Consider the following 20,486-nt stretch of genomic DNA (forward strand, 5'->3'; position numbering starts at 1 on the left):
GCGCCTGTTCGACGAGCATGGTTTCGCGCGCGTGCTGCATCTCGCCGCCGAATCGCATGTCGACCGCTCCATCGTCGATGCGAGTGCGTTCCTGCAGACCAACGTGCTCGGCACTTTCACGCTGCTGCAAGCTGCGCTCGATCATTGGCGCGCGCGGGACGCGCTCGGCCAGGCGCGATTCCTGCACGTCTCGACCGACGAGGTCTACGGCTCGCTCGGAGCGAATGACCCGGCCTTCACGGAGACAACGCCCTACCGACCCAATTCGCCCTATGCCGCGAGCAAAGCCGCGAGCGACCATCTCGTGCGCTCGTTCGTCGCGACTCATCGGCTGCCGGCGATCATCACCAATTGCTCGAACAATTACGGGCCCTATCAGCACCCCGAGAAGCTGATCCCGCTGATGATCATCCATGCGCTCGAAGGCAAGCAGCTGCCGATCTATGGCGACGGCTCCAATGTCCGCGACTGGCTGCACGTCTCCGATCATTGCGCAGCGCTGATGACCGTGATCGAGCGCGGCCGCGTCGGCGAGACCTACAATGTCGGCGGCGGAAACGAGCGCAATAACCGCGGCGTGGTCGGCCTGATCTGCGAGATCATCGACCGCGCCTTCGCCGCCGACACGTCGCTCGCCGCGCGTTTCCCCTCCTGCCCGGCGGCTTCCAGACAATCCTGCCGCTCGCTGATCAGCTATGTCACCGACCGACCGGGGCACGATCACCGCTACGCCATCGATGCCTCCAAGCTCGCGACCGAGCTTGGCGAGCGCTGCCGCATCGGCTTCGAGGAGGGACTTGCACAAACCGTCCGCTGGTATCTCGACCAGGAAGGCTGGTGGCGCGATGTCACCAGCGGCGCGTACCGGGCCTGGCTCGAAGAGAATTACGGCTCGCGCAAAGTTGTCTAGAGCGGGGCAAGCACGGTCCTGACATAGGGACCGACGACGTTGTCGAGCAGCATCATCGCCTTGATCTGTGAGAGACTGGCCCAGCGGTGAACCTCTTCCGAGACCGCGAGCCCAGTCGCGTCGCGTACGAACAGGATCATGTTCTCGTTCGATTTCTGCCAGAAGCGGCTGCCCTCTTCATTGTGCTTGGCGCGATAGACGATGCGCACGTTCTCGGAAGGCTCCAGGCATTCGGCGAACGACGGCCGTCTCGCGCCCTTCAGGCCGCGGATATTCTCCCAGGTGCTCTGGATCGACGGACAGAACTGCAAGTAACCGACGTTGCCGGGATCAGCCTTGGCCTGCAGCAGGAACTCGACGCCGTGGCCCGACGTCTCGCGGCCAATCAGAGCCAGCACGCCGCCCTCGGCCTGCGTGAAGATCGGCTGGTCCCAGCCGGCGATTTCCCTTAATCCCGGCGCGCTTTTGACCCGCACGCCCTGGATCCCGAAGAATTGACCGGTGGTGTGGCTGATGTTGCCGTTGTCGGCCTGCCGCCAGCCGGCAACTTCGCGCAGCGGAATGAGCTCGGCGGAAAACGGAACCTGCTTCCGCCGCGCTTCCAGCCAGGAGATCAATTCGGAAGCATCTTTTGCCTCATGCGCGAGCGAAGCGCGCAGGCGCTCGCGCAACCAATCGATATGCGCGTGCTCGGCCATCAAAGCTCTGCCCTGACGACGTCGATCACCTCGTCCACTTCGGCGTCGGTCAGATGCGGATAGATCGGCAGCGAAAAAATGCGCCTGGCCTTCTTCTCCGCGACCGGAAACTGCCCTTCCCGATAGCCAAGATCAGCGTAGCCCCGCATCAGATGGATGGGCCACCGGTACTGCACGCTGCACTTGAGGCCGCGTGCCTCGATGCGCGCGAGCAGCGCGTCGCGATCGCTGTCGGTCTCGGCCACGAAGAGATGATAGACGTGCCGGCTGTGGCCGTTTTCCTTTGGCGTCAACAGCCCGCTGCCGGCAAAACCCTTGCGATAGCGGTCGGCGATTTCCCGCCGGCGTGCGATCCAGCCGTCGACCCGCGGCAGCTTCAGCGCCAGGATCGCGGCCTGGACTTCGTCCAGCCGTGAATTGAAGCCGTGCCGTTCGGCATAATAGGTCGACTCCATGCCGTAGAAGCGTAAGGAGCGCGCGAGCTTGATCACCGCCTCGTCGTCGCTCAGCACCATGCCGCCGTCGCCATAGGCGCCGAGGGTCTTGGTCGGATAGAACGAGAAGGTCGACGCGGTGCCGATGCTGCCAGCGCGGCGGTTGCGATAGAGTGCGCCTTGCGCCTGCGCGCAGTCTTCGACCACGGCAAGGCCGTGCCGTCTTGCAATCTCCATCAGCGGATCGAGATCGACGCATTGGCCATAGAGATGCACCGGGACGATGGCCTTGGTCCGTGGCGTGATTGCCGCCTCGACCTGGCTAACGTCCATCAGGAAGTCGTCCTCCTTGATATCGACGAACACCGGTCGCGCGCCGAGCACCTGGATCGCGGCCGCCGTCGGCACCGCGGTGTTCGGCACCGTGATCACCTCGTCGCCGGCTGCGACACCCGCGGCCGCCAACGCGATATAGATCGCATCCGTGCCGCTGTTGACGCCGACGCCGCCGGCGACCCCGATATAGGCCGCCATGTCGCGCTCGAAGGCGATCCCCTGCTTTCCGAAAATGAGCTGGCCGGACTTGAAGACACCGTCGACGGCTGTGAGGATCTCATCCCTCAGCTCGTCATATTCGCGGCGGTAATCCCAGAACGGCGGCAGCATCTCGGCGACTTGACATCTGTGGGTCGATCAACGAGCGACAGCACTAACAAGGTTCACAAGCGCTGTCGAGTTTGGGGGCTGATGCGCGCCTTTAGCGGACTGTGCCGCGAAACACCACGAAGACGCGGCCGGTTGCGATATCAAGCAATTGAAGCGCCCGATGGCCGAACCTGCGGGCGGTGCCGATCACGGCCTGTTTCAGCTCGAGGCTCGCCGAGCGGTGATGCGGCTTCGCAGGGTCGACCTCCAGCACCGCCGTAAGGCTCTCCTCGATCGCCAGGAGCTCATCGACATAGGGCTTGTAGATGTGCTGCCGCACGGGGCGCGAGAACGGCGCGCGATAGCGGCGATGGCTGTTGAAGACGAAGAAGCCGAGATCCTTTCTCAAGCCCTGGAAGTGGAAGAAGATCAGCGGCCATTTGCCGTCGATCCTGACCTCGCCGTCGGCGTCAGCGATGGTGTGACCGCCGATATTCCAGGGCGCGAGGTTGGCGCCGGCGTGATCGGTCACTTTCACCCGCGGCGACATCTGCGGAAACGCATCGAGATAACCCTGATCGGCGAAGCGATCGCCATCAACATAATCGTGGCACCATTCGATGCATTTCTGCCGCCACCATGCGATCACCCTGCGGCCGTCCCGGTCGTTGCGGGCGCCGACCCAGCCGACATTGTAGGTGCCGAATTTGGCCATCCTGGCAATCTCCGGCGTGAAGCGGTGCGGCGTGATGGCGACCGAGGCGTCGCGCAGCGCCTGGTAGATCGGCTCTGGCGTGCTGTAGAAGTAGAGATCGCCGTCGAGATAGGTCACCCATTCCGCATCCCGCTCGCGGTCGAGGACGTGCAGCATCCAGGCCGGTGAAAGGGTGAAATAATATTCGACGGCATTGCGCGAGGCGCGGGTTGCCGCCACCTCGGCGTCAGCCGCTTCGAAGTCGGCAAGACGGCAGAGCACGAGACCGGGCAGATCGAGCGCAGAAAGAACGCGGTGGCAGGCTTCGCTGAGGCAAAGCACCCAGAGCTGCGAGCCAGGTGCATGCCGCTGCAGCGAGTGGTACAGCGCCAGTCCCCGCGACAGATAGTTGTGATCGAAATAGGTGCAGTAAACGCGCCGAGCCATGGTGCCTGTCAGTCAGTCGCGACCATGCGCCAACTGTTTTCGGCTCTCCCCGTAACCGAAGGCATCGCAACGGTCCGTTCCTAGTGCAGGTTCCGTGCTGCCGCAACGCGACACGATGTCCACATGCAAGATATTGAAATATCTATATTTCCTTGATTTTAACGAACCCGGTGGTTCAAGCTCGCGCCCGCGGGCCGAAGCATTTTGAGATGACGGGATGGCCGTGCTAACGAGGCGGGCCTTCAGGGCTTCACCGATCGGAAAACCGGCTCTCATGAATCGCAAGGGAATCATACTCGCGGGAGGCCGGGGAACGCGGCTCTATCCGCTGACGCTCGCGACGTCCAAGCAGTTGCTTCCGATCTACGACAAGCCGCTGATCTATTATTCGCTGACGACGCTGATGCTCGCGGGCATTCGCGAGCTTCTGATCATCACGACGCCGGAGGAGATCGAGCAGTTCAAGCGCCTGCTCGGCGACGGGGCGCAGTGGGGCATCGCGTTGTCGTTTGCGATCCAGGATCATCCCGGCGGCATCGCGGAGGCCTTCCTGATCGGCCGCGATTTCCTATCGGGCCATCCCTCGGCGCTGATCCTCGGCGACAACATTTTCTATGGCGACAATCTGCGCACGCTGCTGCAGGAGTCGGCGCGGCAGGACCGCGGCGCGACGGTGTTCGCCTGCTGGGTCGACGATCCCGAACGCTATGGCGTGATCGAGTTCGATGCCGGCTATCGGCCGCTCAGGATCGTCGAAAAGCCGAAGGTGCCGAAATCGAATTACGCCGTGACGGGGCTTTATTTCTACGATGCGCGCGCGGTCGACGCGGTGCGCGAGCTGAAACCTTCGGATCGCGGCGAGCTCGAGATCACCGATCTCAACCAATGGTATCTCGACCGCGGCGACCTTCACGTCGAGCGTTTCGGCCGCGGCTACGCCTGGCTCGACGCAGGCACGCATGAATCGCTGCTCGAAGCCTCCGAGTTCATCCATATCGTCGAGAAGCGGCAGGGCCTGAAGATCGCCTGCCCCGAGGAGGTCGCCTTCCTGCAGGGTTTCATCGACACCGAGCAATTGCTGCGCCTCGCCGAGCCGATGAAGGCGACGGCGTACGGGCAATATCTCATCCGGCAGGCGAAGCTTGCCTAGCGCCGTCGCGGCCACCCTCTAACAGCGTTGGAATCCGCTGGAGGCACGTGATGTGGAAGGCACTCTGGAAGAAATGGACCATCGATAAGCCCGCCATGCTCGGCGATTGGCTGTGGGAGGTCTTCGTCGTGCAACTGGCCGCGCTTCTGGACCAGTTGACGTTGCGGCGAACGATCGCTCTCATCCCGATCGTCATTCTGATTTTAGCCCACCACGGCATCCCCCTTCCGCCGGAACTGATGTTCGCGGGCGATTTGCTGGCGTACATCGATATCGTCTCGGTATTGTTGCTTGTTAGCGTTCTGAGCCGCGCCGCGATCCTGTACATCATCAAGCAGGTGATTGCGCGGATCACAACACTGGCCAGCAGCCTCATGATGAAGACGCGGCGGCTGGACTTCCGGCACCGGCGCCAGCACGGCCCGGGCCGAAAACGGCTCACGGGTCGGCCTAGGAATGACGACGATGAACCCGCCGTCACCAGCGGGCTTGCGTGGGCCTAACGACGGGTGAATACCCTTGAGGTGCACACGTCGCGCTTACGCCATGCCGTCGAGAAGCGCCTGTAGCTGACCGCCATAACGCTCCGGCGTCATTGCCGCCATCCGCGCCCTGCCACGGTTCGCGCGTTCTCGCGCAGCGGCCGGATCGTTGATGATCTCCAGCACAGCCTCCTTGATCGATGCCACCGAGGTCGGATCGAACAACAGCCCGGCGTCGCCGACCTGCTCGGGAAGCGTGAGAATATTGGATGTGGCGACCGGCGTTCCCATCTGGAAGGCCTCGTAGACGGGAATGCTGACGCTCTCGAACAGCGACGGCATCACGAGCGCCGTGGCAAGCCGGTAGATTGCGCGCAAGTCGCCGGCATCGATATAGCCGAGGATCAGGATCTGCTCGTTCAGGCCGAGCCTTTCAATCGTCGCCATGACGTTGTCATAGTCGTGGCTGTGCTTCCGTCCGGTGAGGACCAGCCTGACGCCGGGACGCTCGCGCACCACCTCGCCGAACGCCTCGATCAGGCGCAGATGGTTCTTGTGCGGCCAGAATTGCGCCGGATAGAACAGGAACCGCTCGGGAAGCGCGAGCCGGCGGCGAACGCTATCGAGGAATTCCCGGCTTGACTCGCTCACGAACTGCTCCTGTGGAGGCGCAGGCATCACGGCAATCCGCTCTTCGGGCGTGCCATAGAAGCGAACGATATCCGCCCTCACATACTCCGATTCACAGATGACGCGCGCGGCGCGCGCCAGCAATGTGCGATTGGTGTTGTCGCGCCAGGCGCGTTGCCACCAGGAAAAATTGGCGGGATAATATTTCTCCTGAAGATCGTGCAGCGCGAACGCAAACGGCTTCCTGCTGTGCAGCAGCGCCAGCGAATAGATCGGCGCCAGCAGGATGTCCTCGGCGGCAAACGAATCGGCCAGCCGAAGATGGAACTTGTGGGCGGCAAGCGATAATGGCCGTCGCCACCGCGCCTCAGCGAACGGGCGGAGGGGATATCCGAACGCCGCGAAATCCCGATTCTGCGGGTCGCCATAGACCGTGATGTCGAACCCCGCCGTATGCCGCAGCGCCTGCAGCATCGACAGCGAATATTGATATGTGCCTCCGTTGCGCGGTCCCGCCAGCGCAACGACGCCGAGCCTGATCGTCACGCGAGGCTCATCTCCTTGAGCAGTTCGTTCACATTGGCGCCGATCTGCGCCACGTCCGACTTCGTCAGCTCGTAGTAGGAAGGCAGATTGAGCCCGATCTCCGCCTTGCGCGCCGCTACCGGCAGCGGCGCCTGCCGATACATCGGCATCGACGACATCGTGCAGAAATAGGGACGCGAATCGATGCCGCGCGCTCGCAACGCTCCCATGAACGCGTCGCGGCGCTTCTCGTCGAAGTGATCGACCTCGAGGCAAACCATCCAGAAAGCGCTTCTGGCCCAGTTCCGCACGCGATTGAGCCGGATGCCCTCCGAGGTCGCGATCTCGGAATGATACCAGTTCATGATCTCGGTTCGACGCGCGAGCAGCTCGCCGATGCGCTCGAGCTGCGCGACGCCGAGCGCCGCCTGCAGATTGGTGATGCGGTAGTTGAAGCCGCGCTCCTCATGGAAATAGCGTCGCACCGGGCTCATGGCATGATCGCGCAAGCGCTTGGCGCGCTGGTAGAGCTCGCGATCATTGGTGGTCAGCATGCCGCCTTCGCCGGTCGTGATCACCTTGTTGCCGTAGAAGCTGAAGACGCCGCAGGTGGCCAGTCCCCCGACCCGCCTTCCCTTGTATTCGGCGCCATGCGCTTCCGCCGCGTCCTCGATCACCGCAATCCCGCTTCTCTCCGCGATGTCGCGCAGCGCATCCATATCGGCCGGATGGCCGTAGAGATGCACGGGCATGATCGCCCTGGTCCGCGGCGACAGCTTTGCTGCGACCGAAGCGGGATCAAGGCAAAGCGTGTCGGGGTCGACGTCGGCGAGCACCGGCGTTGCGCCGGTATAGGCAACCGCGTTGGCGGTCGCGACGAAGGTGAGGTCCGGAATGATGACCTCGTCGCCTGCGCCGATGCCGAGCGCCGCGAGCACAAGGTGCAGCCCCGTCGTGCCGTTGCTCGCTGTCAGCGCATACTCGGTGCCGCAATAGCGCGCAAAGCCCTGCTCGAACTCGTCGATGTATTTTCCGATCGAGGACACCCATCCGGAGTCGAGCGCATCGAGCACGAGCTCCCTCTCGCGCGCGCCGATCGAAGGCTTTGAAATTGGAAAAAAGTTGTCGGACACCAGGGGCCTTTCAGATCGTCGTCGCGAGTCTCTTTCAAAGCGCCGCCCACTTCCGTCGCGTCGCGTTCCGGCATCATGGCGCGCCCCGTCACCGCGATATCTGAAACCGCCCCTACCCCGTGTCAAGCATCACCGACGCTTCAATTCGGGATCATCTCTGACAATTTTGTGCGCACGCTCGCATTCGCGAGCGGGCTTGCGACCAGCGCCATGATCACGAGCCACAGCGCGCACTCGGCGACGAACCGCGCAAATCCCTCGGACGGCAACAGGCCGCGGATCATGACGCCAAGGCCCCAGCCGAACGCGGTCACGACCACCATCAAGACCAGGAGAAAGAGGATGTGCCGTGCCGGCCGCTCGAGCGTTGCCCAGATGATCGCGCTCGCCAACAGTCCGAACTGGACGACGACGTCGGTCGCGACGACGGCAATTGCCGTTCCCAGCGGACCCAGCCATGGCGTCAGCGCAAACGACAATGCCACGAACGCGACAAGCTGCAGTCCCTTGGTCCGCGCCAGAAGCTCGCCGCGATCGCTGTAATAGCTGTAGCCCAGCGCCAGCACTGCCGGCGCCACGATCTCGGCGCCGATCAGCAGAGTCAAGGTGAGCGGCACATCATAGGGAATCGCACCATGAGTCCAAAGCGCGAAGAAATCCTGCCAGAACGCGAGCAGGCCCGACACCACGAAGCTTGCCAGCAGCGTGACCAGCGCCGACCCGCGAGCATAGAGCCGCCGCAACGCATCCTTGGCGCCGATGGCGCGATCATGACCAAGCTCGGCGGCGAGTGGAAGCGTGGCCTGCAGGCATAGTCCGCGCACGAGCCCGGCTACGACGCGCGTCAGGCCCCATTGCGCCACCGCCACGCGATCGGTCACGATCGCGCTGACCAGGAGCACCGGCAGGTTCTGCAGCGCGATCTCGGTGCCGCCCGCAATGAAGAACGGAAACGCCCGGCGGAATTGGCCCGTGATCCAATGCCACGAAAGCCCCGCGGCGTGCCCCGCCTGCGAGAGAAACGGAAACAGCTTCCTGACATCGATGAGCGCGAGATAGGCCGCGGCCAGGATCTGGGGGACGATGAAGGCCACGACGATGACGGTCAGATGGCCCGTTGCGATGATCGCGGCCGCCTGCAGGAGCTGCGACGCCAGCATCGCGGCGCACTGGATCCAGACCGCCCGGCCGTAAAGGCCGCGCGCGCGGTAGAGCCCCGAAGCCAGATTGGAGGGCAGCAGCAGCACCGTTCCCGCCGCCATGACCACGAAGGAGACGTCGAAATCCTGAACGCTCCGAAAACCCAGGACCAACGACGGGCGCAGCAGGAAAACGCCGACAACGATCGACGCGACCAGCACAAGGACCAGTCCAACGTACAGGCGCTGCATCGCGGCGTAATAGTTTGCGGTCCGGCCGTCACAGTCGGCGCAGGATTTGAACGCGAGAAAGCGGTTGATGACGCGCGCGAGCAACCCCGCATCCGCGGCCAGCGCCAGGTTGCTTGCCGCGTACAGCGCGAGCCAGGCGGCGAGCATGTCGCCCGAACCATAGTGCAGCAAGAGAGGAACCAGCGCGAGCTGCTGCGTCACGCCGAGGATGATCTGCGACAGGTTGGCGGACCATCCACCGAGCAGCCGCTGCAGGCGGCTGCGATTAGCGGCGCTCATCGAAGCCCCCACATCATCACCGCGCCCGCCGCGTGCAAAGGATCTGCCAAATTTTCAAAAACCCCCGTTTGCCGTAAAGCGGCTAGCAGCGCGCCAACGGATTGTCGAGTGTGTGGCGGTCCTTTGTGGCCGGGCCGCATGCCTTTGGGCGAGACGGCAATGCAGGCGGAAGGATTGTCGAGCGCGGAACGCTCCCCTATACCGGTTCGAAAAACCCGCCCCCGCCAAGGAGCCTCGTGAAATGGCTGTTCCCCACGCCTCGCAAGCCTTGTCCCGCTTCACCGTGCTTGATCTGACGCGCGTCCGGGCCGGCCCGACCTGCGTGCGGCAGCTTGCGGATTGGGGCGCCAATGTCGTCAAGATCGACGCGATTTTGGAAGATGGCGGCGAGCAGCTCGGCGGCCCGCGCGGAGGCCCCGATTTCCAGAATTTGCACCGCAACAAGCGGGCGATATCGCTGAACCTGAAGGACCCGAAGGGGCTGGACGTGTTCAACCGCCTGGTCGCCAAGGCCGACGTGGTGGTCGAGAATTTCCGGCCCGACGTGAAGGCGAAGCTCGGCGTCGACTATGAGAGCGTGAAGAAGATCAACCCGCGCATCGTCTATGGCTCCATCTCCGGCTTCGGCCAGGATGGCCCCTATCACAAGCGCCCCGGCTTCGATCAGATCGCGCAAGGCATGGGCGGGCTGATGTCGATCACCGGCGCGCCGGGCGAAGGGCCGATGCGGGTCGGCATTCCCGTCGCCGACCTCACCGCAGGCCTGTTCTGCGCGATGGGCATCCTCACCGCGCTTTTGGAACGCGAGGTCTCGGGCGAAGGCCAGTGGGTCAAGACCTCGCTGTTGCAGGCGCAGATCTTCATGCTGGATTTCCAGGCCGCGCGCTGGCTGATGGAGAAGGACGTCGCGCAACAGGCCGGCAACGATCATCCGACCTCGATCCCGACCGGCGTGTTCAAGACCTCCGACGGCTACATCAACATCGCCACCACCGGCGGGCGGATCTGGATCCGCTTCTGCGAGGCGCTCGGTGCGCCAGATCTCGCGAACCGCCCTGAGTATGCCACTGGTCCGGATCGTTCGAAGAACCGAAAAGCGCTCAACGCCGAGATCAACAAATACACCGAGAAGAAATCGAGCGAGACCTGGGTGAAGGAGTTCAATGCCGCGGGCGTACCCTGCGGTCCGATCTATTCGATCGACCAAGTGTTTGCGGACGCGCAGGTCGAGCATCTCGGCATCGCCCAGCACGTGCCCAATGACGAGAACCGCCACATCTGCCTCGTCGGCCAGCCCTTCACACTGTCGCGCACACCGAGCAAGATGGCGGCGCGGCCGCCGGAGTTCGGCGAGCAGACCGAGGAAGTGCTGGCCGAGTTCGGCTTCGGCAAGGACGAGATTGCCGATCTGAGGCAGCACAAGGTGGTGTGACGGGTTGCGCGCGGTGCTATGGTCTCGCCAAAGGAAAAAGCCCCGAAATTCCGGAGCTTTTTCAATTTTCTCAAAGCGCCACCGCTTCGGAAGCAAATGTCCGCTTTGCAGCTATCGGCGAGCGAACGGGACTGCTGCCCTGGCCGAGGGTTTTTGCTGCGCGATAGGAGCCGGAGGCTGGGCCAGGGCCATCGGCGCGGACGGGGGCGTGAACGACATCTTCTGCCTGATGTCCTCCTCCACGGCCTGCAATGTCATAATGGACTGAGCCATCTGGTCCTGCCTCACAGCGAGCTGCTCTACGCTGCGTCGCAGCGCATCGAGACTGGATGCCGCCGGATTGGGAGACGCCGCAACGGCTGGCGACTTCGTCGGCAGGTAACCTAACAACCAGCCCAGCGTCGGAGCCCTCGTTGCCACCATCTCTCTTGCGACATCACCATAGGACTGCCAGGCAAGCGTGCCGACGACGCCGATGAGAACCACGATCACAAAGCGGCTGACAGTGCGGAAGATTCGTCGTGCAAAAGTCGGCCGCGCGCTGGCCGGCTGACCGCCCCTGCGCCCGAAGGCATGAATGGAATGGATCGACGCCGTCCCGGACCGTGTACCGTCGCGCTGATCGAATCGGTCGTTGCGATGATCCCGTGCGGAATTCAAAGGCGAAGCTTGTCCGGCCGTCTGCCGCTGCTTCTCCGCAGGGCGTTCTTGTGAGTAAACCATGGATACCTCGGCCAGCGATTTTTCTTGATGCTTGGCGCAAGCCTCACATCCGGGTTTGATTTGAAGGAAGGCAAGAACCTTCACGACGAGACCGCGGCATCTATGATGCCGCGGGGACTGTTACGCCGCCGCTGCGACCTTCGAATCCATCAACGCCGCTCGTCTGAGGACGTCCGGGTCTCGTTCACCGGTCGCGGCGCAGGCCAGGATATTTCTTGCTATTTCCACCTGATTGTAGGGCGTCCGCAAATTCGGCGGCAATGACTGCACCACTTGATCGAGAACTTTCCCGAGAAGCGAGAGGTCTTCGGGTAGGTAGACAGCGCTTTCGAACACCATTTTCGTCAATCCCCCCTGATTCTTGTCGCGCTGACCGCTTAGGATTTTGTAGAGGGGTTTGTTCCTGTTAGGGCTAAAAAAAGACCGACCGGCGTCGCACGTTTGTGGAAGGTGTGCCAAGTGCGCTCCCATTCGAAGGCCAAGTGTTCCCTCAGCTGGGCAGACGCTCACCCCGCGGTATGGTTGGATGCTCCATACGTAAGTATAGATCGTCACGCGATACACTCCTGATTGATCATGCGCGGTGTGAGGCTAGTCGCCCACACTCCACTGTTCACTACCGCTGGGGCCATCTGCCGCTTCGTGACGCGGGACAGCCCAGCACCTGTCGCAAGGAATGAGTCGATTGTAGCCATTGCTCGCTAGCAACAAGGTCGACCATGCAACATCCGGCTCAAGTACCCTCCGAGATGGTAGAGGCGTTACGCGAGAGCGAAGAGCGCTTTCGGACCCTGGTGCAATTCTCCTTTGATGTGTACTGGGAAACGGACGCGCAGCATCGCTTCATCCGGCAGGAGTTCGCTAACACGCTGACTGACCCTCCGGTCTCTGAAATCGGCAAGACGCGCTGGGAGGTGCCCTATTTGGAGCCGGATGAAGAAAGCTGGCGCAAGCACCGGGAGACGCTCGACGCCCACTTGCCGTTCCGCGATTTCGAGCTCGCGCGGCCCACTCCCGAAGGCGGCAAGCGCTACGTGTCCGTTTCGGGGTTGCCCGTCTTTGACAAGACCGGACGCTTCATGGGCTATCGCGGTGTCGGGCGCCACATCACCAACAGTAAGCGCGCCGAAGAGGCGCTGCGCGAGAGCGAGGCCCGATTCCGCACCTTCGTGGACCATGCGACAGACATGTTCATCCTCCACAACGAAGACAGTGAAGTTCTCGACGTAAACCGAAATGCTTGCGAAAGCTTGGGCTACAGTCGAGACGAACTGATTGGGACGACTCCGTTCTTCTTCGATCTGGAGCTGAATGCGGCGACCTGGCAGCGGAACCGCGAGCAGCTCAAAGCCGGTGGCATCGCGACGCTGGAAAGTCGTTATCGCCGAAGAGACGGCACCGTTTTCCCCGTCGAGGTGCGCATGCGAGAGTTCGGTCAAGGCGGCCAGCGAATGATTATTTCGCTGAGCCGCGATATCACTGAACGGAAAAGAACTGCTGAGGCTTTTCGCGAGATGCAGGCGGAACTGACGCACGCCAATCGTGCGGCAGCAATGGGACAGGTCACCGCTTCGATCACCCACGAGGTAAGCCAGCCGATCACCGCAATGCTATGCAATGCAGAGGCCGCACTAAGCTGGTTAGACTCTCAAACTCCGCACGTCGGAGAGCTGCGGCGGGCGCTCGCATCCATTGTCACGGACGCCAATCGAGCCGGCGAGGTCCTGGATTGGATCCGTACCCTGATCAAGAAGGCGCCGGCACAGAAAGAGAGCGTTGACGTCAATAACGCTATCCTGGACGTGGTCACTATGGCCAGAAGCGAACTCATCAGACATGGCGTTTCGCTCCAGACGGACCTCGCGGAAGTGCCGCTCATCGAGGGCTATCGTGTCCAGCTGCAACAGGTCGTTCTCAACCTGATCCTCAATGCGGTCGAAGCGATGAGCTGCCTCGATGAGCCGCCGCGGGAGCTGCGGGTCAGCACAACACGGAATGCCTCAGGCGCGATTCTTGTTGCCGTACGGGACAGCGGTCCTGGGCTTGACCCGACAATCGTCAACCGCCTGTTCGACCCCTTCTATACCACCAAGCCGGAGGGTATCGGCATGGGACTCGCCATCTGCAATTCGATTATCGAGGCCCATGGAGGGCGGCTTTGGGCCAGCGCGAATGAACCACGGGGCGCCGTGTTTCAGTTCACATTGCCGGCGGAACGGAAGTGATCAGTTCCTGACGGCAGAGCGTAAATCTCTTATGCTCCGTCCATGGCCGCTCGCATCGCGGGGGGCGCAGGCTCGCTTTTAATAGCCCCGTTCCCAATCGATGACATTCCGGAGCGGCGCGCCCTCGAGATAGGCGCGCAGATTGTCGCAGAAGAGATTGATGGCGCCGTGACGGTCCTGATCACTGACAGACGATATATGCGGCGTGATCAGGACCCTGGGATCGGACCAGAGCCTTGACCTCGGCGTGTGCTCGAATTCGCCGACATAAACATCAAGCGCTGCGCCGCGCAAATGATCGCGCTGGAGCGCGTCGGCGAGGGCCTCCTCGTCGACGATCTCACCCCGGGCGACGTTGATGAGCACGCTCCCCGCCTTCATCGCCGCAAAGCGGTCCTTGTCGAAGAGACGGGTCGTCTCCGGTGTCCATTGGCAGCAGATCACCACGAAATCGCTCTCCGGCAAGAACCGATCGAGATCCCCGGCCCCGCCAAGCTCGCTGAATCCCGGCGGCAGGGGCTGGTCCGGGTGCGGGTGGCGGCGGGTGCCGACGACCCGCATGCCGAGGGCGGCGCAGAGTCTACCGACATCGAGCCCGATTCCGCCGGCGCCCACGACGCACGCAGTCTTACCTTCCAAGAGAAGCGGTCGATATGTGCGGTGGTCGAACACGCCCGCGTCCCGATCGACCGCGGCGCGATGGAGGCCCTTGGCAAAGTGCAAAATACCGGCCATCGCGTATTCAGCCATCGCCAGCGTATTGCCAGAACCTCGTGAGGTCGTCACCACAACGCGGCTGCCCCATAGATCGCCCAGGAGCAGATTGCTGGCGCCCGCTGGGCGCTGATGAAACCATTTCAACCTGGATGCCCTGGCGCGCAGATCGAGCGGAAATGGCCAGCCACCAAGGATGACTTCAGCTTCGGCGAGGAGGCGATCGCGCTCCTCGCGGGTCCCCGAGCCGGTGGCGCCTGGCGACAAGTAGCGTGCCGTGGTGAAGGCAGGCCACGTTTCGCGAATTTCCCCGTCATACCAGCCCCCGGCGTCGGTCAATGCGATCGCCGGATCGACTGCCTCGATCTTCGCTCGATCTTCGGCGCTGATGCGCTGAATGCTCAGGACGTTGACCCTCTGCATGGACACCTCCTCAAACCACGCACGTGGAACGAGGGAATCATACACGCCATCGCCAACTCCGAGGGTCAAAGCCCCGGCATACGGGCAATGACAGATATGCTTGAGCGCTATGCCATTTCCTTTCCCGATGTGACATCATAACTTAGCGTAGTCCGTCCTCTGGCGAACCGGATGTAAGGGATTCTCGAGCAGGGAGTCATTGCGATGTCGCTTGCCGAAGCTGCGAATGACCCGGGCGCGTCAGCGCGTCCTTTCTACGAAAAGCTTGAGGATCGCGTCCTTGCGCGCGATCAGGTCGGCGCCAGTGAATGCTACTACGATCTGGTGCGCGATCGTCGGCCACTCCCCGAGATGTTGCGCGAGGCTGTGCGCATCCATGGGCCCTACACGCACGTTCCCTACCACGAGCGGATCGACGACGGCTTCGTCAATTTCGTCAACAACGACCACTGCCTGTTAAGTGCCCGTGCCACGTTGCACCTGTCGAAGTGGCTGCCTACGGAGATGGCCGGACTACCGATGGCGCAGACCATTTGGTACATTCCGACCGGTCTCGACATCTGGAACCAGAAGATCAACAAGGCGCCCGGCCACTACGCCCGTGGCATGGCACCCCAGAAAAGCGCACCGCCGAAGCCCGTCGTACACTGGCCAGACCAGGAGCCGGAGCGCCTCGACGGGCCGTTGCGCGACCGCCTCGACCAATGGATGACGCTGGTGCATCGCGGCCGCGTGCTCGAAGCCTATCGCGTCTTTCTCGGACTCATGCAGAACAAGGCGGAGCGCAAAGCGGTCCTCGCCGAGCTGGTGTTCGCCGGCCTGATCGATCTGCAGGACCGTGCCTTCCTCAACCGTTCCTTTACCACGGGCCACAAGTCCTATCGGGCGCGCGCCACGGTCGAGCTGGGAACGGCCATCGGCTGGGACGACGCGCATGCGGTGCTCTATGCCGGGGCGCTGGATATCGCCGTCGGTCCGCGCTGGTATTCGACCTACGAGATGGCGTGCAACTGCGTCACCCACTACCTCGAGCAGCAGAAAATCTCTGCAATCCCCTACGCCGGCACCACGGCCAGGGAATTGGCATTGCTCGCAAATTCCGAGCCGCTGACCGCGACCGAGGCGGAGGCATTCCTCGAAGTCGTGTTGCGTCAGCACGAGCCGGCCTATCTTGAGCGGTTGAGCGCCCTGCTGCTCGCGGGCAAGGGGCCGCGCCAGATCCTCGACGTCTTGCAGATCGGCGCCGCACAGGTGTTGCTCGAGACCCAGGACAGCCTCAACTTCTCCATTTCGCAACACTGCTACGAATACTGCAACACGCTCGGCTGGTTCTACGATTCCTTCGAGCATCCGCAACGCCTGAAGCTCTTGTACTCGGCCGCCTCATTCCTCAACCGCAACGCCTGGCATCAGAAGAATATCGGCGATGGACGGGCCCATGTGGCCGAGCTTCCTGCCGGCGCCGAGCGAATGAGCGAGCAGCAGCTCCTGGAGCGCACCCTGTCCGCCATCGTCGCCCTCGATGGACCCCAGGCCGTCGCCTGGGCCAAGGCGTATCTTGCGAGCAGCGGCGACCGCCAAACGTTGGTGCAGCACTTGGCGCTGACCGCCTGCCGCCTCGGTAACGACCCGCACAACCAGGAGATCGCGCAGTGCCTGCTCGAGGACTACGCGAAGAACCGCGGTTTCGACCGCGACCGGTTGCTGCTTGCGTGCGTCCAGCATACCGCCGTGCACAGGAAATACGGTGATTTTCTTGAATGCAGTCGCCGCTACGGGCGGGCCATGGGCGTTGCCGCGCTGGCCTGACGAACGTCCGCCCGCACCTGGCGCGAAACCAGCGCAGAACACGGTGCGTCATTTGAACGGAGGGAGGTGGGCAGGCTCACGTCTATCTTGCCAGGGCTTCATGACATCTTGGTGCGCCGCCAGAGCACCCCGACACTCCCGACGGCCTTGTCGATGAACGACCAGAACAGCAGCACGATCGCCAGCGTCGTGATCGAGCCGACCAGCCAGTTCGACCAGAACACCGTCATGTCGCCGCTCGAGCCGATCATCGAGAGGCGGAATGCGTCCTCGGCCTTGCTGCCGAGCACCAGCGCCAGCGTGAACGGCGCGAGCGGAATCGAAATCTTCTTGAAGACGTAGCCGACGACGCCGAACAGGAGCATCAGCCAGATGTCGAACATCGCGTTCTGGACCGCGTAGGCGCCGATCGCGCAGGACACGATGATCATGGGCGCAACCGCCGCAAACGGCACGCGCAGGATCGATGCGAAGATCGGAACGGTGGTCAAGACCAGCACGAGGCCGACGATATTGCCGAGATACATCGAGGCGATCAGGCCCCAGACGAAATCCTTGTGATCGACGAACAACAGCGGCCCCGGATTGAGGCCCCACACCATCAAGCCCCCGAGCAGGATCGCCGCGGTGCCGGAGCCGGGAATGCCAAGCGCGAGCATCGGCAACAGCGCCGAGGTGCCCGACGCGTGGGCCGCGGTTTCCGGCGCGAACACGCCCTCGATGCGGCCCTTGCCAAAGCTGTCAGGGTCCCTCGAAAAGCGCTTGGCGAGGTTATAGCCCATGAAGCTTGCCGCGATCGCGCCGCCCGGCGTGATGCCGAGCCAGCAGCCGATCACGGATGAGCGCAGCAGCGTCACCCAGTATTTCGGCACATCCTTCCAGACCGACAGCACGGTGCGCAGGCTGATGGCGGCCGCGTGTCCGCGCAGCGCCAGCCGCTCTTCCATGGTAAGCAGGATCTCGCTGATACCAAACAGGCCGATCACCGCGACCAGGAAGTTGATGCCGCGGAGCAGCTCGGCAGAACCAAACGTCATGCGCAGTTGCCCGGAGACGGTGTCCATGCCGATGCCGGCGAGCAGCAGCCCGAGTGCCATCGAGATCACCGTCTTGTGCTTGTCCTCGCGGCCGAGGCCGACGAAGGAGCAGAAGGTCAGGAGATAGACGGCGAAGAATTCCGGCGGGCCGAATTTCAGCGCGAAGGAGGAGATCAGTGGCGCCAGGAAGGTGATCAGCAGCACCGCCACCAGCGAGCCGATGAAAGAGGAGGTGAAGGCCGCGGTCAGCGCTTCCGCCGCCCTGCCTTGCTGCGCCATCGGATAGCCGTCGAAGGTGGTCGCAACCGACCAGGCTTCACCGGGGATGTTGAACAGGATCGAGGTGATGGCGCCGCCGAACAGCGCGCCCCAGTAGATGCAGGACAGCATCACGATGGCCGAGGTCGGGTCCATCGTGAAGGTCAGCGGCAGCAGGATCGCAACACCATTGGGGCCGCCGAGCCCGGGCAGGACGCCGACGAAGATGCCGAGCACGAGCCCGACCATCATCAGCGCCAGCGTCTTCCAGGTCAGAAGGACCGCAAAGCCGTGCAGGAGCAGGCCGAAGGCTTCCATCAAAGAACCCAGCAGATTTCGTCGTCATTGCGAGGAGCGAAGCGACGAGGCAATCCACACTTCCACTGCCGCGGCAGTCTGGATTGCTTCGCTTCGCTCGCAATGACGGAGAAAGACATGTTGAGCCGCCTAGTAGCCGAAGGCCGCTTCGAGCGGGCCCTTTGGCATGATGACGTCGAACACGATATCGAAGGTGACGAACATGGCCGCCGTGAAGATGAAACCCGTCGCAAGCGACTTCCACCACGCGATCTTGCCGACGAAGCGCATGAAGCCACAGATCAGGACGAAGCTTGCGACATAGAGCCCAAGGACTTGCGTGACCAGGCAGAATGCAAACGTCGGCAGGAACACCGCCATCACCCGGCGAAACTGCGCCCGCGTCACAAAGGTTTCCAGCGCGAGCTCGCGCGAGAGCAGCGCCTTGACGAGCCCGTAGAGGCTGGCAACCGCGAGGATCACCGAGAGATAGAACGGAAAGTAGCCGGGCTGCGGACCGGTCGAATCCCAGCCGATGCCGGTGCGCCAATTGTCGTAGCCGAGCGTTGCTGCAAGCGCGAGCAAGACAAGCGACACCGCGATCTCGATTCTGCGGCTGCTCGTGACTGCCGGAGAATTTTGCTCCGGCGCGGTCGGATCGTCGACGACGATTTCTATGTCGGATTCGGACATCTACTCCAACCAGGTTGCAGTCGTGCACCTCTCCCCGCGAAGAGCGGGGCGAGGGAGACGAAAGATCTACTTCGCCACAAATCCCGCTTGCATCATCAGCGACTTGTTGAGCTGATCGTCCTCCTCGAGGAACTCGATCATGTCCTTGCCGGTGAGGAAGATCGGCTTCAGCGCCTGCTTCTCCATGTAGTCCTTGTATTCAGGCGTCTGCGTCACCTTCTGGAACAGGTCGACGTAGAACGCCTGCTGCTCGGGCGTCACCTTGCCGGGCAGGAACAGCGCGCGCAGCATCAGATACTGCACATCCAGTCCCTCTTCCTTGCAAGTCGGGATGTCATGCCAGGACTGCGTGTCGGTAACCTTGGCGCTGTAGGAGATCCGCTCCTTGTCGAACACGCAGAGCGCGCGGACCTGGCCGGCGCGCCACACTTCGAGGTTTTCGGATGGATTGTTGACGTTGGAGTCGGTATGGCCGCCGACGAGTTGCGTCGCGGCCTCACCTCCGGACTTGTAGGGCAGGTAGAGGAATTTCGCGCCGGTCTTCTGCTCGATGAACACGGTCAGGACGTTGTCCTCGCGCTTGGAGCCGGTGCCGCCCATCTTGAAGGGCGTGCCTGCGGCCTTTGCTGCTGCGATGAAATCCTTCGTGCTCTTCGGCCCGCTGGCGTTATCCCAGAGCACGAACTGGTCGAGCGCAACCACCGAGACCGGCGTCAGCTCGCGCCAGTTGAAGGGGATCTTGGCCGACAGCGGCAGCATGTAGATCAGGGAATAGGCGATCAGCACCTTGTTCGGATCGCCCTCGCTCGACTTCATGTACATCAACGCTTCGGCGCCCGATGCTCCGCCCTTGAGCGAGACTACCATCGGCTGCTTCATCAGGTTGTTCTTCTGGATCGCGGCCTGCATCATCCGCGCCATCTGGTCGGAGGCGCCGCCGGCGCCCGCCGCCACCACGATCTCGACCGGCTTGGTCGGTTCCCAGCCGGCCAAGGCCGGCGCGCTCGCGAGCATGGCCGTCATCGCGGCCGCGGCTTTCATGATCTTGTGCACGCGCTTCTTCCCCTTAAAGTTCTTGTTGAGGTTGCTGATGTCGGAGACACTGGCTGAAGGTAGCATTGTGCGGCGTTGAGCCGGTGACTTCAAGCTGGCTCGGAGCCGCCGCCTCTATCACTTTCGCATGAGGCGGCAAGCGCTTAGCGCATATTCCGGAGAAGTGGACGCCGGTTTTCCGACAAGGAAATGCGCCGGACATCAGAGCGCTACTTGCCCTTGAAGTTCGGCGTACGCTTGTTCAGGAAGGCGTCCATGCCCTCGCGGAAATCCTCGCTCATGTAGGCCTTGAGGATCAGGTCCTCGCCCTCGTCGCGCGACAGCGTGCGGCGGATACGGCGCACCGCCTCCTTGGTGACTTCGAGCGTGATCGGCGCGTGGGAAGCCACGAGTTTCGCCGTCTC

General features: G+C 62.7%; 18 protein-coding genes and 1 pseudogene. 6 read left to right on the forward strand and 13 right to left on the reverse strand.

The annotated features are described in order from the left end of the window. Window positions 1–910, forward strand: a 910-nt coding sequence (gene rfbB / locus VKR55_RS11510) for a dTDP-glucose 4,6-dehydratase (RefSeq protein ID WP_324402981.1), incomplete at its 5' end; no start/stop codon positions are given. Here rfbB and VKR55_RS11515 read toward each other — a convergent pair. From VKR55_RS11515 to VKR55_RS11525, 3 genes are all read right to left on the reverse strand, one after another. Beyond that, the gene (locus VKR55_RS11515) at window positions 907–1,608 is read right to left on the reverse strand and encodes an NDP-hexose 2,3-dehydratase family protein (RefSeq protein ID WP_324402983.1); all 702 of its coding nucleotides are present in this window, start codon (window positions 1,606–1,608) and stop codon (window positions 907–909) included. The two genes, rfbB and VKR55_RS11515, sit on opposite strands and share 4 nt — an antisense overlap. Further along, window positions 1,608–2,708, reverse strand: coding sequence for a DegT/DnrJ/EryC1/StrS family aminotransferase (locus tag VKR55_RS11520; RefSeq protein ID WP_324402985.1), 1,101 nt, complete (start codon window positions 2,706–2,708; stop codon window positions 1,608–1,610). The genes VKR55_RS11515 and VKR55_RS11520 overlap by 1 nt, the downstream gene beginning before the upstream one ends. A 91-nt stretch (window positions 2,709–2,799) precedes the next feature. Next, entirely contained in the window at window positions 2,800–3,828 is a 1,029-nt protein-coding gene (locus tag VKR55_RS11525; RefSeq protein WP_324402987.1) for a hypothetical protein, read from the reverse strand. Between the two features lie 274 nt (window positions 3,829–4,102). Between VKR55_RS11525 and rfbA the strand changes: the two genes are divergently transcribed. After that, complete coding sequence (gene rfbA / locus VKR55_RS11530; protein WP_324402990.1) at window positions 4,103–4,978, forward strand: glucose-1-phosphate thymidylyltransferase RfbA; 876 nt, start codon at window positions 4,103–4,105, stop codon at window positions 4,976–4,978. Window positions 4,979–5,028: 50 nt separating this feature from the next. Continuing rightward, window positions 5,029–5,481, forward strand: a complete 453-nt coding sequence (locus VKR55_RS11535; protein WP_324402992.1) for a hypothetical protein — start codon at window positions 5,029–5,031, stop codon at window positions 5,479–5,481. 36 nt (window positions 5,482–5,517) lie between these two features. Here VKR55_RS11535 and VKR55_RS11540 read toward each other — a convergent pair whose 3' ends face one another. The 3 genes from VKR55_RS11540 to VKR55_RS11550 form a co-directional block, all read right to left on the reverse strand. Continuing rightward, window positions 5,518–6,636, reverse strand: coding sequence for a glycosyltransferase family 4 protein (locus VKR55_RS11540; protein WP_324402994.1), 1,119 nt, complete (start codon window positions 6,634–6,636; stop codon window positions 5,518–5,520). Continuing rightward, window positions 6,633–7,748 carry a DegT/DnrJ/EryC1/StrS family aminotransferase gene (locus VKR55_RS11545; protein ID WP_324402996.1) on the reverse strand — a complete coding sequence of 372 codons (1,116 nt, stop codon included), beginning with the start codon at window positions 7,746–7,748 and terminating at the stop codon, window positions 6,633–6,635. The genes VKR55_RS11540 and VKR55_RS11545 overlap by 4 nt, the downstream gene beginning before the upstream one ends. 140 nt (window positions 7,749–7,888) lie before the next feature. Beyond that, window positions 7,889–9,418 (reverse strand): MATE family efflux transporter, encoded by a 1,530-nt coding sequence (locus VKR55_RS11550; RefSeq protein WP_324402998.1) that lies wholly within the window; start codon window positions 9,416–9,418, stop codon window positions 7,889–7,891. A gap of 241 nt (window positions 9,419–9,659) precedes the next feature. On the opposite strand from VKR55_RS11550, the gene VKR55_RS11555 reads away from it, so the two are divergent. Continuing rightward, the gene (locus VKR55_RS11555; RefSeq protein ID WP_324403000.1) at window positions 9,660–10,850 is read left to right on the forward strand and encodes a CaiB/BaiF CoA transferase family protein; all 1,191 of its coding nucleotides are present in this window, start codon (window positions 9,660–9,662) and stop codon (window positions 10,848–10,850) included. Window positions 10,851–10,961: 111 nt separating this feature from the next. Here VKR55_RS11555 and VKR55_RS11560 read toward each other — a convergent pair whose 3' ends face one another. Then, window positions 10,962–11,657, reverse strand: coding sequence for a hypothetical protein (locus tag VKR55_RS11560; RefSeq protein ID WP_324403002.1), 696 nt, complete (start codon window positions 11,655–11,657; stop codon window positions 10,962–10,964). A gap of 36 nt (window positions 11,658–11,693) precedes the next feature. Beyond that, on the reverse strand, window positions 11,694–11,912 hold the full coding sequence (locus VKR55_RS11565) for a hypothetical protein (RefSeq protein ID WP_324403004.1): 219 nt from the start codon (window positions 11,910–11,912) through the stop codon (window positions 11,694–11,696). 380 nt (window positions 11,913–12,292) lie between these two features. Here VKR55_RS11565 and VKR55_RS11570 point away from each other — a divergent pair, with 380 nt between their 5' ends. After that, window positions 12,293–13,798 carry a PAS domain-containing sensor histidine kinase gene (locus tag VKR55_RS11570; protein ID WP_324403005.1) on the forward strand — a complete coding sequence of 502 codons (1,506 nt, stop codon included), beginning with the start codon at window positions 12,293–12,295 and terminating at the stop codon, window positions 13,796–13,798. A 78-nt stretch (window positions 13,799–13,876) separates the two neighbouring features. Here VKR55_RS11570 and VKR55_RS11575 read toward each other — a convergent pair whose 3' ends face one another. Then, the gene (locus VKR55_RS11575) at window positions 13,877–14,935 is read right to left on the reverse strand and encodes a D-2-hydroxyacid dehydrogenase (protein WP_324403007.1); all 1,059 of its coding nucleotides are present in this window, start codon (window positions 14,933–14,935) and stop codon (window positions 13,877–13,879) included. Between the two features lie 204 nt (window positions 14,936–15,139). Here VKR55_RS11575 and VKR55_RS11580 point away from each other — a divergent pair, with 204 nt between their 5' ends. Continuing rightward, window positions 15,140–16,744, forward strand: coding sequence for a hypothetical protein (locus VKR55_RS11580; protein ID WP_324403009.1), 1,605 nt, complete (start codon window positions 15,140–15,142; stop codon window positions 16,742–16,744). 98 nt (window positions 16,745–16,842) lie between these two features. Here VKR55_RS11580 and VKR55_RS11585 read toward each other — a convergent pair whose 3' ends face one another. From VKR55_RS11585 to VKR55_RS11600, 4 genes and pseudogenes are all read right to left on the reverse strand, one after another. Further along, window positions 16,843–18,357 carry a tripartite tricarboxylate transporter permease gene (locus VKR55_RS11585; protein WP_324403011.1) on the reverse strand — a complete coding sequence of 505 codons (1,515 nt, stop codon included), beginning with the start codon at window positions 18,355–18,357 and terminating at the stop codon, window positions 16,843–16,845. Between the two features lie 129 nt (window positions 18,358–18,486). Beyond that, window positions 18,487–19,029: a tripartite tricarboxylate transporter TctB family protein gene (locus VKR55_RS11590; RefSeq protein WP_324403013.1), complete on the reverse strand. Its 543-nt coding sequence runs from the start codon at window positions 19,027–19,029 to the stop codon at window positions 18,487–18,489. A 66-nt stretch (window positions 19,030–19,095) separates the two neighbouring features. Next, the gene (locus VKR55_RS11595) at window positions 19,096–20,070 is read right to left on the reverse strand and encodes a Bug family tripartite tricarboxylate transporter substrate binding protein (protein WP_324403015.1); all 975 of its coding nucleotides are present in this window, start codon (window positions 20,068–20,070) and stop codon (window positions 19,096–19,098) included. A gap of 221 nt (window positions 20,071–20,291) precedes the next feature. Next, window positions 20,292–20,486: pseudogene (locus VKR55_RS11600) on the reverse strand (enoyl-CoA hydratase); the annotation flags it as partial.

This window comes from Bradyrhizobium sp. (assembly GCF_035309285.1).
Taxonomy (GTDB): domain Bacteria; phylum Pseudomonadota; class Alphaproteobacteria; order Rhizobiales; family Xanthobacteraceae; genus Bradyrhizobium.